Here is a 16,885-nt window from a genome sequence, read left to right on the forward strand (position 1 = left end):
AGAATAATACCAGCCTCGGGGAAGGGAAAAGGTCTTTACCTATCATGGAGAGGTGGAAGAGGAGAGCCAAGAGAGGTTGAGTACCATCTAGAACAATAGATGATGTCTTATTGGCCTAAGGGATCATTAAGAAGGTTGCTGAATCAATAAATAGTTGAAAGTGAGGCGTTTGGAGCATTTATTCCTAGAATACCTGTGAAGTTGTAAAAAAGGAATATTTAGGAACCAAAAAGAAATGTATGAGGTTATTGTTGTTGGAGCGGGGCACGCTGGCTGCGAGGCGGCCCTGGCAGCAGCGCGGATGGGCTGCAGAACGCTCCTTCTTACCATAAATCTGGACAACGTCGCCCTCATGCCCTGTAATCCCTCAATAGGCGGACCGGCCAAGGGCCATCTGGTACGGGAGATCGATGCCCTGGGGGGTGAGATGGCCCGTAATATCGACCGCACCTTCATCCAGATCAGGGTGTTGAATACAGGTAAGGGACCTGCGGTTCAAGCGCTCCGGGCTCAGGCGGACAAAAAAAGCTATAGCTTGGCGATGAAATATACCCTGGAGCGTCAGCGGAACCTGGATATAAAACAGGCGCTTGTGGATGATATTGGCGTGAAGAATTCCATCCTCTGGGTAAAAACGAACATCGGCATGGTATACGAGGGGATGAGTGTGGTGCTCACCACGGGGACCTCACTAGCCGGTCAAGTCATTATAGGTGACAGGAGCTATTCGGCAGGGAGGGCAGGGGAGTTCCCTGCAGAAAAACTGTCTACCAGCCTGCGCTCCCTCGGTTTTAACTTGGGAAGGCTTAAGACGGGTACGCCGCCCCGAATCGATGCCCGAACCATAGATTTTGAGCGCACCATCATTCAGCCCGGTAGCGAGGTACCGCTCTATTTCAGCATGTGGGCAGAGAGGGTGACACACTCCAAGTTCCCCCAGCCAAACCCGGTTTATCCTCTGGCCCCTTCACCATGGAGACCTCAGTTGCCATGCTACTTGGTCTACACCAACGGGAAAACCCATGAGATAATACGGAAAAATCTGGATCGCGCTCCCCTGTTCACTGGCCTTATCCACGGCATCGGTCCCAGGTACTGCCCATCCATTGAAGATAAAATCGTTAAATTTGATCACAAGGATTCACATCCCCTCTTCCTTGAGCCTGAGGGATGGGAGACCAACGAGGTCTATGTTCAGGGGGCTAATACAAGCCTACCCGAGGATGTGCAGCTTGAGATGCTGCGCACCATACCAGCACTTAGGCGGGTGGAGATAGTGAGAGTGGGCTACGCCATCGAATACGATTATTTGCCTCCCAATCAGCTCTCGGCTAATCTGGAAACCAGGCTTGTTCCGGGCCTGTTCTTCGCCGGACAGATCAATGGCACCACCGGATATGAGGAGGCGGCAGGACAGGGGCTCATCGCCGGGATAAATGCTTCCCTCAGAGTGAAGGGAAGGCCTCCCATTTTAGTGCGGCGGGACCAGGGTTATATTGGGGTGATGATAGATGACCTGGTGACCAAGGAGCTTACCGAGCCCTATCGCCTGTTTACCTCGAGAGCGGAGTATCGGCTGCTACTTCGACAGGATAACGCTGACCTCAGGCTCACCCCCCTTGGCTACGAGGTGGGTCTTGTCAATATAGAGCGCTATAAGGTGGTGGAAGAGAAGCGCCAGGCTATCGCAGGGGAGCTTGAGCGGTTGGAAAGGAGCTATATCAATCGAGAGGGGCACAGCGTGAGCGCTCTGGAATTACTGCGTCGCCCTGATGCTAGCTATCAAACCCTGGTTTCTTTGGGCTTTGGCTCACGTGGCTTGAAGGTCGATGAGATGGAGGAAGTAGAGATCGAGGCTAAGTATGCCGGCTATATTAAAAAGCAGGAGGTCGCTGTGACGCGCATGGCGAGGCTAGAGACGAGGCATATCCCACAGCGGTTTGACTATGATGGTATCGCTGGACTGCGCTATGAGGCGCGGCAGAAGCTTAGCCGGCTTCAGCCAGCGACGCTGGGACAAGCCTCCCGTGTCGATGGCGTTACCCCCGCCGATGTGGCGGTACTAATGGTATACTTAGAGAGGGGACGCCAGTGAATCACCCCTCAGTAAGCTGAGGGGCATCTGAAAGCTGTAGAATATGCGTAGTTGGAGGGAGTTCTCATTGTAGGTTTGATATTTAATATATTTCCGTCTGGACTTGTGTATCCAGAACAGGTGGTACTTAAGGTCAAAAACGGCATACTTCGTCTTTATAATTCCCATGTCGCAGTTATACAAGAAAAGGCTTTATTAAGGCAAGCGCCACTAACTTGCCTTGTGGCAAGCCGCTTTACTCCCGCTAGCAAGCTGACGGGTATCCAGCAGGAGGTTTTATGAAAAAAGATGTTGTAATGTTTTGCGGTAAGGGAGGGGTGGGCAAGACAACCTGTGCCGCAGCCACCGCTATGCATTATGCCACCGAGGGAAAGGAGACCCTGATTATATCAACCGACTTCACCCCATCGCTGAGGGATATTTTTAAGATTGAAGCGGGGCAGAAACCGGTAAAAATTGTTGACCGGCTCTATCTGGATGAAATTGGCTCTAAGGAAGTGGAACAGTTGTGGGACAAGAAGTTTGGCCCCGAGGTTTACGAGGTGTTTTCCACTGTGGTGGACATCGGCTATGAAGAGTTTGTCGCCTTCGTCACTACCATACTGCCCGGGATTAGGGACGAGTTCATGGTCGATTATATAAGGGAACTCAGCGAATCCGGGGAATATGAGAGGCTGGTGTGGGATACTGCCCCTGCTGGTCAAACGCTTGGGCTGCTCAGGATGCCGTCGCTGGTAAATCAACATTTGAAGCCGGCCCCTCGTATCTACTCTAGACTCAGGGCTTCGAAAAAAACGAAGCGCTCAGTCCTTGATGTTATAAAAAGGTGGGAGGAATTGTCCAATAGGGATATGGAGTTTTTGAAGACCGGGGTTGAGTTCAATCTGGTTACAATACCGGAGGCGCTGGCAGTGCGCCAACTCGATGGTATTTTTAGTGAGTTCCGAAGCTATAGCCTTAATATCGACCACATAATTATCAATCAGGTAGTGAAGCAGCCCGATTCGGATTTTCTCCGTACCAAGGCGACTATGCAGCGGGGCTATATTTCAGAAATATCAGCTAGATTTAGTTGTAATAAACGGGTTCTTCCCATGTTTCCCTATGAGATAACAGGGATGGATAGGTTATTAGAGGTGGAGAGGGTTCTATTCGGTAATAGCTATTTCTAACGGAGCCGGCGTTTCTGAAAGGACGAGGAGATAAGGGGGATCAAGGTGGAGATGACCATAGTTGGTGGTGGGATTACCTGGCAAGCTTGACCGCTAGTGCACTATGGGCTAGAATGATAGTGGTATGCCGATATATGAATATTTCTGCTCCGATTGTGATGCCAAGTTCGAGTTGAGGCGCTCCTTCAGCGAGTCCGGTGAGGCTGTCTCGTGCCCCAAGTGCCAGGCATCAACCAAAAAGCTGTTCTCCTCTTTTGCCGCTTTCTCCAAGGGTGAAAGTGGCGAGTCCAGATCGATAGCGGGCGATGCCTGTAGCAGCACCTGCCCGGCTACAAGCTGTGCCACCTGTGGAACAGGCATTTAAACCCTTGTCTTTCTCCATCTGCGTATAAAAAAGCCTCCGAGGCCACCGATCACCAACGCTTCCACCACTATAGCACCGATGATGAAAAGCGCGGCATCGTAAAAGAAGCCCCCGGTGAAAATCTGTGGGAGGTAACCGGAGAGTATCCACGAATCACCGCTGAAGAAGAGGTGGTGAAATGTGGTGAAAAGCCAATCGAAGTCAGCCAGCGCCGCGATCCCCACAAAAGCGAGCAGGGCTATCGTAAGGATACTGCCGCCGACAATCATCCTTATAATTGGTGGCGTAAAACGCTTCCGCTGCCATATGAAGCCAGCAAGAGCGAATATGATTAGGTAGACAAGGGTGGCTTGCTGAACACAATAGCAAAGCACGATAAGGCTCCTGACATCTTCGAGGTGGACGACCTCGCGCTCATTGAATATTTCGAACTCCTCTCCACCATTCCCTGTGTTGAAGTAGTGAATTAATCCCTGTGCCACGTCGAGCAGTTCCTCATCGCTGAATCCCGTTTTCTCGCTCACCATGTATTTATTGAAGCCGTATTCATAGAGTCGTATCTCATTGACCGCCCAGCGCAGATTGGTTGTAATCAGAAAAAACGGGATGCAGAGTATAAAGAGACCTATCCCAAGGGTACCGAGAAATCTTAGGGGCCTATTTTTAACCATGGGCACATACTAATAAAGTATGCTTCTGCTTGTCAATTCGGGGGCTTGACCGATATAATACGGGCGAAGACGGTATAGAGGCATAATTTGGAAAGCTTTGATGAACTGGTAGCGATTATCGGCAGGCTACGCAGCCCTAATGGTTGTCCCTGGGATCGGGAACAGACCCATTCCTCCCTCAAGGGTAACCTCACCGAGGAGACCTATGAGGTTCTGGAGGCTATTGATGAGGGTGATATGGGTAGGCTCTGCGAGGAGCTTGGTGACCTGCTTATGCAGATCGTGCTCCACGCACAGATTGCCAGCGAGGGGGGTGATTTCAATATCGACGACGTAACCCGCAGCATTAGCACTAAGCTAATCCGGCGTCACCCTCATGTATTTGGCGATGCCGAAGCTGAGGATGCACAGCAGGTCATTGCCAACTGGGAGGTGCTGAAGCGGGAGGAAGGCAAGGGCTCGCTCCTTTCCGGCCTGCCTAAAGATATGCCGGCGCTGGCATACTCTCAAGCTGTGGGGCGTCGTGTCGCCCGCGTGGGCTTTGACTGGGAGGATTTGACGGGCATTGTCGAGAAACTGGCTGAGGAGGTGGCGGAGTTCAGCGAAGCAATCGAGCACCAGCAGCGGGTGCGGGAGTTTGGCGATTTGCTTTTTACCCTGGCAAATATCGCTCGCCATATTGATATCGACCCCGAGGCCGCTCTGCGCGGGGCCAACGAGCGATTCTACCGCAGGTTTTCCCATATGGAAGAGGTATGCCAGAAGAGAGGCATATCGCTTTCCAGCCTGTCCCTGAAGGAGCAGAACGCTCTATGGGAGCAGGCGAAGCGGGTGGAGTCCGAAAGAGAAGCGATATGAGCGAAAATCAAAGTCGGGGCGAGAGGATTTGAACCTCCGACCTCAGCGTCCCGAACGCTGCGCGCTAACCGGACTGCGCTACGCCCCGATGGTTACTACCGTCACAAATCTTACAGGAAGCTAAGCCTCGGACCTCCCCGATCAGATCGGGGCGCGCTAACCGGACTGCGCTACGCCCCGTAGCAATCATTATAACCCTGGATACTAACGTTAGCAAGCCAGTGTACTCCTTCAGTACATTAGTGTTATGTCGACGTTTGCCTGTTGTGGCTGTCATCTCTAGTGAAGCGAATCAGTATTACATATATAACCTATCTATCTGAACCTGATCAGCTATATAGCTATCTTGCATATATTAATGGTTGTTGCTATATTAATAAAACCGTGAAATACTGCGTGCTGATAATTGATGGTGCCGCCGGCTGGCCGCTTCCGGAGCGGGAGCAGAAGACCTGTCTTGAGCTAGCGAAAACCCCAAACCTGGACAGGATGGCCCGTGAGGGCGTTATTGGTTTGGTACGCACAGTGCCGCCTGGGATGGAGCCCTCCAGCGCCTGCGCCTGCATGTCGCTGCTAGGATACGACCCAATAGTATACTATCGCGGCAGGAGTGCCATCGAGGCCAAAAGCATAGGCATCCCTGTCAGTAATGGTGAAGTCGTCTTTCGCTGCAATCTGGTTGCCGTTCAGGATGGAAAGATGTGGAGCTATTGCTCAGGTCATATATCTAGCGATGAAGGTCGTGCCCTGATAGCCGCCATTGAGGAGGGTCTCGGAAGTGACATAGTACACTTCTACCCTGGTATCGGTTACAGACATATATGCAAGATAGCAGGGCACGAGGAAACGCTTCTTGCTACGTGCACTCCGCCGCATGATATCCCCAATAAGCTTGTAGCGGAGTTTATGCCAGATGGGCAGGGAAGTGACCTGTTGCGGGAGCTGATGCACCGCTCCCAGAATGTATTACGGGATCATCCGGTGAACCTCGAGCGAAAATCTCGCGGCGAGATACCTGCCACAATGATCTGGCTCTTCTGGGGTAGTGGACGGATACCTGATCTGATACCATTCAAAGAGCGTTATGGTTTGGATGCAGCGATGACATCGGGGGTTGACTTGTTGCGCGGACTCGCTATGATGGCGGAGATTGAGTTATTAGAAATCTCCGGGGTGACCGATGGTCTGGATAACGATTTTGCAGCCCAGGTAGTGGGGGCACTGGAGGCGCTTGCGGAAAACGACCTCGTGGTTATCCACATCGAGGCACCGGATGAGGCTGCCCACTCTGGCTCCATTGATGATAAAATAGATGCCATCCAGCGGGTGGACCGAGAGGTGGTGAGTAGCCTGCTTCTATGGGAAGAGCGGGGAGGTAAGAAAACGGGAGAGGACCTTAGAATGCTGATCATGCCCGACCACGCCACGCCCATTGCCGTTCAAACACACACACCGGAGCCGGTTCCATTTATGCTGTGGGGGCAGGGTTTTGAAGCCAATGGGGCGAAACGACTTACCGAAGAAGAGGCGAAGAAAACCGGTTTATTTATTGCGGAGGGGCATACAATAATGGGTAGGCATATACAGGTGTAACGATTTAATTTAGAGGATAAAATGGCGCTTATTGTGCAGAAATATGGCGGTAGCTCGGTTGCGGATGCAGAAAAGATAAAGAACGTTGCCCGGCGGGTCGCTGCCACCAGGGAGAAGGGAAACGATGTGGTGGTAGTGGTTTCTGCCATGGGGAAGAGCACCGATGAGCTTATCGGACTAGCGCACCAGGTAACCGATAGGCCTGACGAGAGAGAGCTTGATGTTTTACTGTCCACTGGCGAGACTGTCTCCAGCACCCTGATTGCCATGGCGCTTAAATACCTAGGACATAAGGCGATCAGCCTCAGTGGTGCCCAGGCGGGTATCTGGACCGACGCATTTTATAGTCGAGCGCGCATCCTCACCGTCGAGGCGCACCGCATTGTTAAGGAATTGGGCGAGGGTAATATCGTTATTGTTGCTGGGTTCCAGGGCATCACCCATGAGATGGATATCACCACCCTGGGGCGCGGGGGCTCAGATACCACGGCGGTGGCGATGGCGGCGAGCCTGGGGGCGCAGGTATGTGAGATCTACACCGATGTGGAAGGGGTCTATAGTGCCGACCCCCGCCTTGTCACGTCGGCGAGAAAAATCAGGGAGCTTGGTTATGAGGAAATGCTGGAGCTTGCCAGCCAAGGGGCGAAGGTGCTTCATCCCCGCGCCGTGGAGTTGGGGGAACTTTTTAACATACCCATCCTGGTGGCTTCCAGTTTCACCGAAGGTTCAGGAACCCTAATTCATGGAGGCATTGCTATGGAAGTACGAAACAAGGTGAGAGGCATTGTTCATGACCTCAATGTGGCCAAGGTTACCGTCCTTGGCGTCCCCGACCAGCCGGGGATCGCTAGTGTCATATTTGAGCCCCTGGTCGGGGAGAATATCAGTGTCGACACCATAGTCCAGAACGCCAGCGTGGAGCGGGTAACCGACCTGACCTTCACCGTGGCTAAGAGTGACCTCGATAAGGCAATGCGCGTGGTTGAGCCGGCAGCAAAATCTATCAATGCGAGGGGCTGTGTTGCTGATACCAGGCTGGGTAAGGTGAGCATCGTGGGCACGGGGATGCTGAACACGCCGGGCTACGCAGCAAGGATGTTTCGTGCCCTTTACGAGAGGGGAATAAATATCGAACTGATTACTACATCGGAGATCCGGATCACCTGCATTATAGACGAGACCAGGGTTGAGGATGCTCTCAACGCGCTGCATCGTGCCTTCGAACTGGAAAGAGGGGAAGAAATAAGCTAGCCAGGGCTTCGGTTCTAAAAGAGCAGGCTAAGCAAAAAGAAGACAGTGTTGCGAGATCTACCCGATTCCTCTTGACAATGCTGGAAACTCCCTTAAAATAGTGCAGATGAAATGAGTGGGGGTAACCAATGCAATATCAGGCAGGAGAAGCTAGACTGAGGCGGCGGCGCGCTAAGGAGGCTATTGCTTTATCAATGCAAGGTCGTTGGGAAGAGGCGGTTGTTGCGAACAGGAGCATAATCGAGGTTTTTCCCAATGATATAAATGCTTATAATCGGCTGGGTAAGGCGTTGACTGAGCTGGGCCATTATGCTCAGGCAGGCGAAGCATATAGCCGGGCCCTGGAAGTGGATCCCAGAAATAGCATAGCCCGTAGGAACCTTGGGAGACTCTCGGTGCTCAATGAAGTGCCGGAAGTGCCCGGACCCGGATGCCAGAGGGTTATTCCCCAGCTTTTCATCGAGGAAACGGGAAAAGCGGGGGTGGTCAGTCTCGAGAAGCTGGCCCCGAGGGAGGTGCTCGCCAAGTTGGCTGCTGGTGAACCGGTATACTTGAGACCGAAGGGACAAGGGCTCATTGTGGAGAACAAGCATGGTGAGTATATGGGGAAGGTTCAGCCAAGGATCGGTTTGCGTCTGGCTAAGCTAATTGATATGGGCACCCGCTACAGCGCAGCGATCGCAAGTTCGGCGGATAGCGAGGTGAAGGTAATCATTACAGAGGTATTCCAGCATCCCAGCCAGGCAGGACGCCCTTCCTTCCCCGCTAAAAGTTCTGACGGTTTTCGCTCTTATGTAAAGGAGAGCATCTTAAAATACGAGCTAGGGGAAAAAGAGGGGGCTTTGGACGAAAGCGGCTACCCTATTGAGTCGGAAGAGGAGGCAGAGGCCTTACCTGAGGGCATGTCCCTGATAGTAGAGAATGAGGATGGTAATGTCCCCGATGAGGAATCCTGATATAATAACACCCCTTTACCTTTACGCCCGTTTCTTACCTCCCTTAGTGAAATAACCCGTTGACCTCCCAGATATAGATAGGTGACACACTCTTGTTGGTGGTTTTATCAATCAGGTTGGGACTACAGTAGTCTATAGGCGGTTCTTCATATCAGCCACGAAAATACAGCTTCGGACTATTCGGGGATTATCTTGCAAACCAAGAATTCGATTCGGTATCGGGCTATTTGGTGGTCAACGTTCTATCGCATTATTCGAAGTAGATAACACCGACTGGTGGATACATCTATGATAGTGAACTCCATTACTAGCCTGTAATCGCCCATTTTCCCCTTGGCTGTGCCGTTGGCAATCGGTATGTTTCATTGTGATCGAAGCAAGGCTGTTCCAGTGCATGAAAGTAGTGTGCCGCTAATTATATGCAAAGCTACGCTTCTTTGACGAACTGAGCGAAGCGTGATATTCTTTTATGAAGTTATAAAGATCTAATATATGATAACTGGGGATAGGGGGTTTGATGGATATCGGAGCAGTTAAGCCAGTTGACATCGAAGAGGAGATGAAAAGCTCCTATATGGACTATGCCATGAGCGTGATTGTCTCCCGTGCCCTGCCCGATGTACGTGATGGGTTAAAGCCGGTGCAACGGAGGATTCTCTATGCCGCGGGAGATATGGGTCTTACCCAAACAAGTACCCACAAGAAGAGCGCTCGCATCGTTGGCGAGGTGCTGGGTAAATACCACCCGCACGGCGATGCCCCGGTCTATGAAGCCATGGTGCGCATGGCGCAGGATTTTTCCCTTAGGTATATGCTTATCGATGGGCAGGGAAATTTTGGCAGTGTGGATAACGACCCCCCGGCGGCGATGCGTTATACCGAGGCTCGCCTTTCCTCAATAGCTCAGGAGATGCTCCTTGACATCGAAAAGGAGACCGTGGATCTTGTACTCAATTTCGATGGCACTCTCAGGGAACCCACTGTACTTCCGTCAAGACTCCCAAACCTGCTCATAAATGGGGCCTCTGGTATCGCGGTGGGTATGACTACCAACATCCCCCCACACAATCTAGGTGAGGTCTCAGATGCCATCTGCTATCTCATTGATAACCCTGAAGCCTCAGCAGACGAGCTCACCGATTTCGTTAAAGGCCCTGATTTCCCCACTGCGGGTATTATTCTCGGCCGTGAGGGGATAAAGAATGCCTATGCCACTGGTAAGGGCAGGGTGTTAATCCGGGCCAGATATACGATTGATGAGCTGACTAAGGGGCGCTATCAGATAGTGGTCACAGAGCTTCCATATCAGGTAAACAAGGCAGCTTTGGTGGAGCGGATTGCCCATCTGGTCAAGATAAGAAGGATGGAGGGGATTGCCGAACTGCGCGATGAATCGGACAGGCAGGGGATACGCATTGTTATCGAGCTGAAGAAGGGTGCCCAAGCGGAGCAGGTCTTAAACAACCTCTTTAAACATACACCGTTGCAGCAAACCTTCTTCGTTAACATGCTGGCCCTGATCGATGGGCAGCCCAGGGTGATTAGCCTGAAAACGGCGCTTCAGCAATATATCAGCTTTCGCCAGGAGGTCATAGTCCGTCGCTCCCGGTTTGAGCTTCGCCATGCCAGGGAGCGGGCTCATATCCTCGAGGGGCTAAAGATAGCCCTCGACAACATGGATGAGGTTATCCAATTAATTCGCCGTTCCCAAAGCGCTGAGGAGGCTCGGAATAATCTGATATCATCATTTAATCTGACCCAGGCACAGGCCCAGGCAATCCTGGACATGCAGCTACGGCGCCTCGCTGCACTGGAGCGCCAAAAGATTATCGAAGAGTATACCGAGGTGTTAAAGACCATAGCTTATCTGGAAGACCTGATAGCCAACCCGCGCAAGATCCTTTTTCTGATCAAGGAGGATGTCAGCGAGATAAAGACGAAGTATGGCGACCAACGGCGGACGGAGATCCTTGAGGAGGAGCCAGAGGAGTTCAGGGAGGAGGACCTGATCCACCATCAGAAGATGATGATCGTACTGACTAACCGGGGATATATTAAGCGAATGCCTATCGAGAGCTATCGGGTGCAGCAGCGAGGGGGCAGGGGGGTGATGGGTATTACTACCCGGGAGGCGGAGAGCTTGAGCCTGCTCCTGGTCGGCGACACCCTCGATACCCTGCTCTTCTTCACCAATCGGGGGAGGGTATACTCACTTAAGTGCTACCGGATACCACAGGAGACCTCTCGAGTTGCCAGAGGGATACCACTGGTAAAATTGATATCTATAGATGAGGCAGAGCAGGTTACCGAGATTCTGCCGGTATCAAGCTTTGTTTCCGGTGAATCCATGATTATGGCGACACGACGCGGTGATATAAAGCGGAGCGCTCTTAGGGGGTTCGCCGCGGTGCGCGCCAATGGTCTCATTGCCTTGAGGCTGAGAAAGGGTGACGAGCTGGTAGCGGCGAGGGTGGCTGATGAAGGCGACGAGGTCATTCTGGTGACAGAAGAGGCTCAGGCAATCAGGTTTGCTGTGGGTGGGCTAAGGACTGCCTCACGCACCAGCGGTGGGGTGCGTGCCATCCATATAAACCCCGATGATCGTTTGGTAGCGATGGATGTTGTCTCCTCCGGTGCTTACCTGATGGTAATAACCAAGAATGGTTTTGGCAAGTGCACTCCCATATCCAGTTATCGCATACAGGCTCGTGGGGGCTCTGGGGTAAAAAGCCTCAGTTTAAAAGCAGGGAGGGTAGCGGCGGCACGCGTTATAAACACCTCTGATGAGGTGATGATGCTCTCTTTGAATGGGGTCATCCTTCGTATGCAGGCGGCTAATATACCTACTCAGGGGAGAATCAGGCGAGGGGCAAGCCTTATGAAGATGGATGAGGGGGATGAGGTCATTTTTATTGCGGCACTACGCTGATCCCTTCTGCAAAATATTTGCAGAATTTAAATAAACGAATAATCTATAAAAATTAGCGAGAATGCCCGTCAGCTTGCTGGCAGGATGAATCGCAGGGTGGGGTGGAAAGAAGCGTCTATAGGCACTGCAAAGCGAATTCGATCTATAAAGGTGCGAGAATTCGCGCCACAGATGCCTCTCAGCTTGCTTGAGGGTGATTCGCAAACTGACTTCTTAAGGTCTGCCGATTATTTTTCCCGGACCGGTGTAATCGTGGTTAGAGAGAACCCTGATAACCTAACTCCGGACAGTATAGAGGTTATGGTTTAGTAACGTACCGTAAGAGTAAAGACTATTGACAAATGGTTGCATTTAGCGATATAGTTGCCAAAGGTATTGACATTCATTTTATTCTATGGTATACTCTCCCAATTTATGGGTATGCTATCCGATAGTTTTAAATCGAGGTTGATGCGGTAAATTGGTGTTTCCTTGGTATTGGTGGGACAAGGCTGGAATGAGCTAGACATGTGTTGTCTGGCGGCTAGCCTTTTATTTATTTAGTAAAAGTGAAAGGAGAAGTGAAATGAAAAAGAGAATAAACCCAGCATGGCGTATTGTCATAGCACTGCTACTGTTATTCGCCCTGGCGCCGGTGGTAGCACTTAGCATCCCGGCGCAGGCAGGTGCGCCACCGGATACTTACATAAACGATATACCTGAGTATCTCGGTCCTAATACACACCCCCTGATAATAGCGGGCACCGCCATAGCTGACTCGCCCAGCACGGTCAACCAGGTAAAGGTGCAGATCACGCACATAACCTCCAGTAAAACCTATTACTGGACAGGTGTTGCTTGGACTACGATAGAGACCACCCTCATTGCGCCAGGATTCCCATCGATGTGGACTCCTCAATATGATTGGTCGGTAGCCTTGCCACCGCCACCAGGTGGTGATTTTGCCGATGGTACGGAGTATACTGTCACTGCCTGGTCAGAGGACTCACCGAGCATGCAGCAAGACACCACGCCGGCAACACGCAGCTTCACGTGGGACGATGAGCTTCCGGGCTCAAGTGTTATTAAGACAATAGGTAACGCTGCTCAAACCGACTGGATTGCATCTACAATCGACACGATCAGCGGCACTACAGCAGATACCAATTCGGGCGTCGCCGGTGTATATGTGCGAATACAGCGCCTGACCGACGGTATGTACTGGGATGGCGTAACCTGGCAGCCTGTTCCGGTTTACATCATGGCTACGGGCACAACCTCGTGGAGCGTAACCACCACAACCACACCACCCCTTCCCAACTGGACGCATGGTGCAGGTTACAATGTTGAAGTCTATGCGGTTGACAATGCTGGCAACTCGGAAGCTCTAACACCAGCTACGCAGGCCTTCAGCTTCGCGAAGGTACTTACCGGGCTTGATGTATATATAGATATCATCCCGGATTATATCCAGACCACGGCTCTCCCCGTAATCACGGGTACGGCGCATGCGGGGCAGGGCAATGTGGTACGGGTGGACGTGAAAATCCAGCGCCAGGAGGACCTTTATTACTGGTCCGATTTGAGCGCTGACTGGGTTACCTCTCTAACGTGGAACGAGGTCCCAGGTGCATCCGGTTTACCCAGCGTGGACTGGGTTTACCCTGCACCATTGTTAGAGGATGGCAAGGAGTATTATGTCTGGGCACAGGTCACCGATGGCAGCGGTAGTCCGAAGGCGTCATCGTCGCCGGCAACCTTCATCGCCGACGACACAGCGCCAGTCGGTACTCAGATATATGGCTCTTTCATTCCTGGTAGCACTTACCTCGGCCCCACTGTCTTCGATCCGATTACGGTTGCGGGTGTTACCGGTTCCTCCGTCGATATAACCGGCGGCAGCAATCCCGGCATGCTGGATTCGGTTAAATTACTGATAGAGCGTATTGACACCGGCTTTTGGTGGGACGGCGTCGCCTGGCAAGTGCCGGCAGGATTTTATATAGATGCTACCGGTACGAATTCATGGAGCATAACAGCGGTAACTACGCGTCACCTTCCCCTCTGGGAGCATATGGTGTATTACAGCATCACCGCTATGGGGATGGATGAGGCGGGCAATCTGGAGCTCTCAGCTGTTGCGAACTTCGTGTTTATAGCGGATCTCACTGGGCTGGCTCCGCCGCCTGTACCGACACTTGCACCGACACCAACCCCGACACCGGCTCCGCCTGTTTTGAGCAGCATAACCTGGAGCGATGTCGATGGTTCGGTCAATATCACTGCGGGAGATGAGCTAGTCTTCATATTCAGCAAGGAGATGGATACCACAACACTCGACACTGTTTCTGAAATAAATACCCGACTTGATAGTACAGCTAGTGGTACCACTGATTATGGAACAACCTTCAACTCCAGTTGGAATACGGCCAAGACCGAGCTAACAGTGACCCTGGGAGCGGGCGAGGCTATTGTAGGTGGGGAGACGGTTAACCCGGCCAGCGATGTGAAGTCCGCAGCGGGTTTAGCCGATGCTACTCTGGCTCCAGGTCCGGCGATCCCAACAACGCCAACACCAACACCAACACCCGCGCCAACACCAACGCCAGCTGTTACAGTTACACCTACACCAACAGCAACACCCACGCCTACGCCTACGCCTACGCCTACCACTACACCAGCGGGGCCCGTCCTGAGCAGCATAACGGTGAGCGATGTAGATGACTCGGGCACTATCGACGTGGGAGATACGCTACAATTCAATTTCAACAAGGCCATGAATAAGACAACGATCGACAGTACCAACATCAACACCAGGCTGCCAGCCTCTTCTAGCCATAGCTACGGAACACTGGAAGCCGCTAACGTTGTCTGGAATAATGCCGGGACTGAGCTCACGGTAACCCTGGGATCGGGTGAGACTATCGAAGACGGGGATACGGTTAACCCATCTGGCGATGTGAAGTCGGCGGATGGTGCGTCTGATGCTACTACCGCTCCCGGGCCAGCGATAACTTTGCCAGAGGAGGGCTTGGTTTGGGAATGGTGGTATTACCTGTTGATCGGGCTGGGGGTGGTTATTATCATCGCCGCCATTGTCCTTCTCGTGGTTCTGCCAAAGAGGGGGGCTGGTGGAGAGTTACTCGATGAGGAGGAGCTTTACGGAGAAGAGGAGGAAGAAGAGTTTTGATAGCTTTTCTGGCAAGCGGGGTGTCGGCGCTCAAGCCCACAAGCGGCGCAGTGACTGAAGCGGCAATCAAGGGTATCGGTTCCTTGTAGGGAGCGCTGGTATTCCCTTTTCAGAAAAGTGGTGTTTACACCAACGTCGATGTGAGACCAGGGGAGGACTTCAGACAAAGGACGTTGGCGATTAGCGAAGAAAGCGGGGTCGAGCCCACATTCATGGAAGGCTCGACCCCATTTTTCATAGTTGAAAAGCTCGCTCCAGGAGTCGAAGGTTGCGCCCAATCGCCAGGCGTTATATATTACCTGAGAGAGGCGACGGTCGCCCCGCGCCAGTACACCTTCAAGCATGCTCATCCTGGGGTCCTGCCATGACAGTCGTAGCCCCGACTTTTTCAGGCCAAGCCTGAGCGAATCTATCCTGGCATTTAACTCCTCTTCGGTCGGCTGTGCCACCCACTGAAATGGGGTATGTGCCTTGGGTACAAAAGCTGAGACGCTCACCTTAAGGTGGGGCGCTCTGGCACCTGGTTTCTTCCGCGCAGCTACACGCTTATGCACAAGCTCAGCAATGCTCTCTACGTCATCTGGGGTCTCCGTGGGCAAACCGAGCATGAAATATAGCTTAACGCTGCTCCAATAGTGCTCTGCAGCGTTCTCCAGGGTTTGGAGCACGTCATCATCGGAAATACCCTTGTTAATCACCCGCCGCAGCCTCTCACTTCCCGCTTCAGGGGCAAAGGTCAAGCCGGTCTTCCTCCTGGAGGTAATGGCATCCATCAAACTCAACGAGAAGCTATCGATGCGAAGGCTGGGCAGCGATATCTTTAGGTTGTGCTCTTGATAGCGTGACGATAGTGTACTGACTAGGCTATCAATTTTTGAATAATCGCTGGTGCTTAGCGAAAGCAGGGAAAGCTCATTATAGCCACAATTCCGCAGCAGTTCACCCACCGCTGCCAGAATCTCCTCCTTGGGTCGCTCCCGAAGCGGGCGATAGATAATCCCCGCCTGACAGAAGCGACAGCCCCTGGTGCAACCACGCTGGATCTCGATGGCTGCCCGGTCGTGAATCGTTGCTATATAAGGGATTACTGGCCTGGTCACCGCAGGGGGCAGCTTCGTGAGGATACGCCGCTTGATGCTTGAGCTTAGCCCCGGGGATGTAGGACTTATCTTGGAGATGGTGCCATCGTCATGGTAGTCAACCTGATATAGACTGGGCACATAGATACCGGTAATACTAGCTATTTGGCGAAGTAACTCCAGCTTCTTACGGGCACCATCGAGCTTCCACTGGCGAAAAGTTTCCAGTAGCTCTAAGAGAACCTCCTCTCCTTCTCCGAGCACGAAAAGGTCGATGAATTCAGCCATAGGCTCCGCGTTGAGAGCGCAACTGCCGCCAGCGATAATCAGGGGGTAGGATTCATCGCGCTGAGCGGAGCGAACTGGTATCCCCGCCAGGTCAAGCATGTTGAGCACATTGGTGTAGGTGAGCTCATAGCCCAGGGAGAAGCCGATAATGTCGAAGTCCTTCAAGGGGCGTTTCGATTCTAGGCTAAATAGAGGGATGGCGGACTTCCTCATCTCCGCCTCCATATCGACCCAGGGGGCATAGACACGCTCGACAAGCACATTGGGCTCTCTATTTACTAGGTCATAGAGGATAGCCAAACCGAGATTAGACATGCCGATCTCATAGAGGTCGGGATAGGCCAGAGCCATCTTGACATCAATGGCGTCCCAGTCTTTGGTGATGCTATTCCACTCGCCCCCTGTATAGCGGGCTGGTCTGGTAACCCTGGGAAGGATGTGGTCTAGATTGGTCATAGTG

Annotated in this window: 11 protein-coding genes and 1 tRNA gene; 8 read left to right on the forward strand and 4 right to left on the reverse strand. The window is 52.3% G+C overall.

Annotated features, from left to right (window positions below):
• The first annotated feature begins 235 nt into the window (after positions 1-235).
• Together mnmG and VMX96_07215 are read left to right on the forward strand one after the other, a co-directional pair.
• Positions 236-2,095, forward strand: a complete 1,860-nt coding sequence (gene mnmG / locus VMX96_07210; GenBank protein ID HUU63686.1) for a tRNA uridine-5-carboxymethylaminomethyl(34) synthesis enzyme MnmG — start codon at positions 236-238, stop codon at positions 2,093-2,095.
• A 278-nt stretch (positions 2,096-2,373) separates the two neighbouring features.
• Positions 2,374-3,267 carry an ArsA family ATPase gene (locus tag VMX96_07215; GenBank protein HUU63687.1) on the forward strand — a complete coding sequence of 298 codons (894 nt, stop codon included), beginning with the start codon at positions 2,374-2,376 and terminating at the stop codon, positions 3,265-3,267.
• A 108-nt stretch (positions 3,268-3,375) separates the two neighbouring features.
• On the opposite strand, the gene VMX96_07220 is transcribed toward VMX96_07215, so the two are convergent.
• Both VMX96_07220 and VMX96_07225 read right to left on the reverse strand, forming a co-directional pair.
• Entirely contained in the window at positions 3,376-3,627 is a 252-nt protein-coding gene (locus VMX96_07220; protein HUU63688.1) for a hypothetical protein, read from the reverse strand.
• Positions 3,628-4,302, reverse strand: a complete 675-nt coding sequence (locus tag VMX96_07225) for a TIGR01906 family membrane protein (GenBank protein ID HUU63689.1) — start codon at positions 4,300-4,302, stop codon at positions 3,628-3,630.
• An 87-nt stretch (positions 4,303-4,389) separates the two neighbouring features.
• On the opposite strand from VMX96_07225, the gene mazG reads away from it, so the two are divergent.
• Positions 4,390-5,160: a nucleoside triphosphate pyrophosphohydrolase gene (mazG, locus tag VMX96_07230; GenBank protein HUU63690.1), complete on the forward strand. Its 771-nt coding sequence runs from the start codon at positions 4,390-4,392 to the stop codon at positions 5,158-5,160.
• Positions 5,161-5,173: 13 nt separating this feature from the next.
• Here the strand turns inward: mazG and VMX96_07235 are convergent.
• Positions 5,174-5,248: transfer RNA gene (locus tag VMX96_07235), tRNA-Pro, on the reverse strand.
• Positions 5,249-5,556: 308 nt separating this feature from the next.
• Here VMX96_07235 and VMX96_07240 point away from each other — a divergent pair.
• The 5 genes from VMX96_07240 (at position 5,557) to VMX96_07260 (ending at position 15,058) form a co-directional block, all read left to right on the forward strand.
• Positions 5,557-6,753, forward strand: a complete 1,197-nt coding sequence (locus VMX96_07240; GenBank protein HUU63691.1) for a cofactor-independent phosphoglycerate mutase — start codon at positions 5,557-5,559, stop codon at positions 6,751-6,753.
• A 21-nt stretch (positions 6,754-6,774) separates the two neighbouring features.
• Positions 6,775-8,004: an aspartate kinase gene (locus tag VMX96_07245; GenBank protein HUU63692.1), complete on the forward strand. Its 1,230-nt coding sequence runs from the start codon at positions 6,775-6,777 to the stop codon at positions 8,002-8,004.
• 128 nt (positions 8,005-8,132) lie between these two features.
• Complete coding sequence (locus VMX96_07250; protein HUU63693.1) at positions 8,133-8,960, forward strand: tetratricopeptide repeat protein; 828 nt, start codon at positions 8,133-8,135, stop codon at positions 8,958-8,960.
• A 517-nt stretch (positions 8,961-9,477) separates the two neighbouring features.
• A complete protein-coding gene (gene gyrA, locus VMX96_07255) occupies positions 9,478-11,889 on the forward strand; it encodes a DNA gyrase subunit A (GenBank protein ID HUU63694.1) in 2,412 nt (803 codons plus the stop codon).
• A gap of 565 nt (positions 11,890-12,454) precedes the next feature.
• On the forward strand, positions 12,455-15,058 hold the full coding sequence (locus VMX96_07260) for a hypothetical protein (protein ID HUU63695.1): 2,604 nt from the start codon (positions 12,455-12,457) through the stop codon (positions 15,056-15,058).
• On the opposite strand, the gene VMX96_07265 is transcribed toward VMX96_07260, so the two are convergent.
• A complete protein-coding gene (locus tag VMX96_07265) occupies positions 15,028-16,881 on the reverse strand; it encodes a TIGR03960 family B12-binding radical SAM protein (protein ID HUU63696.1) in 1,854 nt (617 codons plus the stop codon). The genes VMX96_07260 and VMX96_07265 overlap by 31 nt on opposite strands.
• Positions 16,882-16,885: the final 4 nt, after the last annotated feature.

The organism is Dehalococcoidia bacterium (genome assembly GCA_035528575.1).
In the GTDB taxonomy this organism is placed as follows: Bacteria; Chloroflexota; Dehalococcoidia; order E44-bin15; family E44-bin15; genus DATKYK01.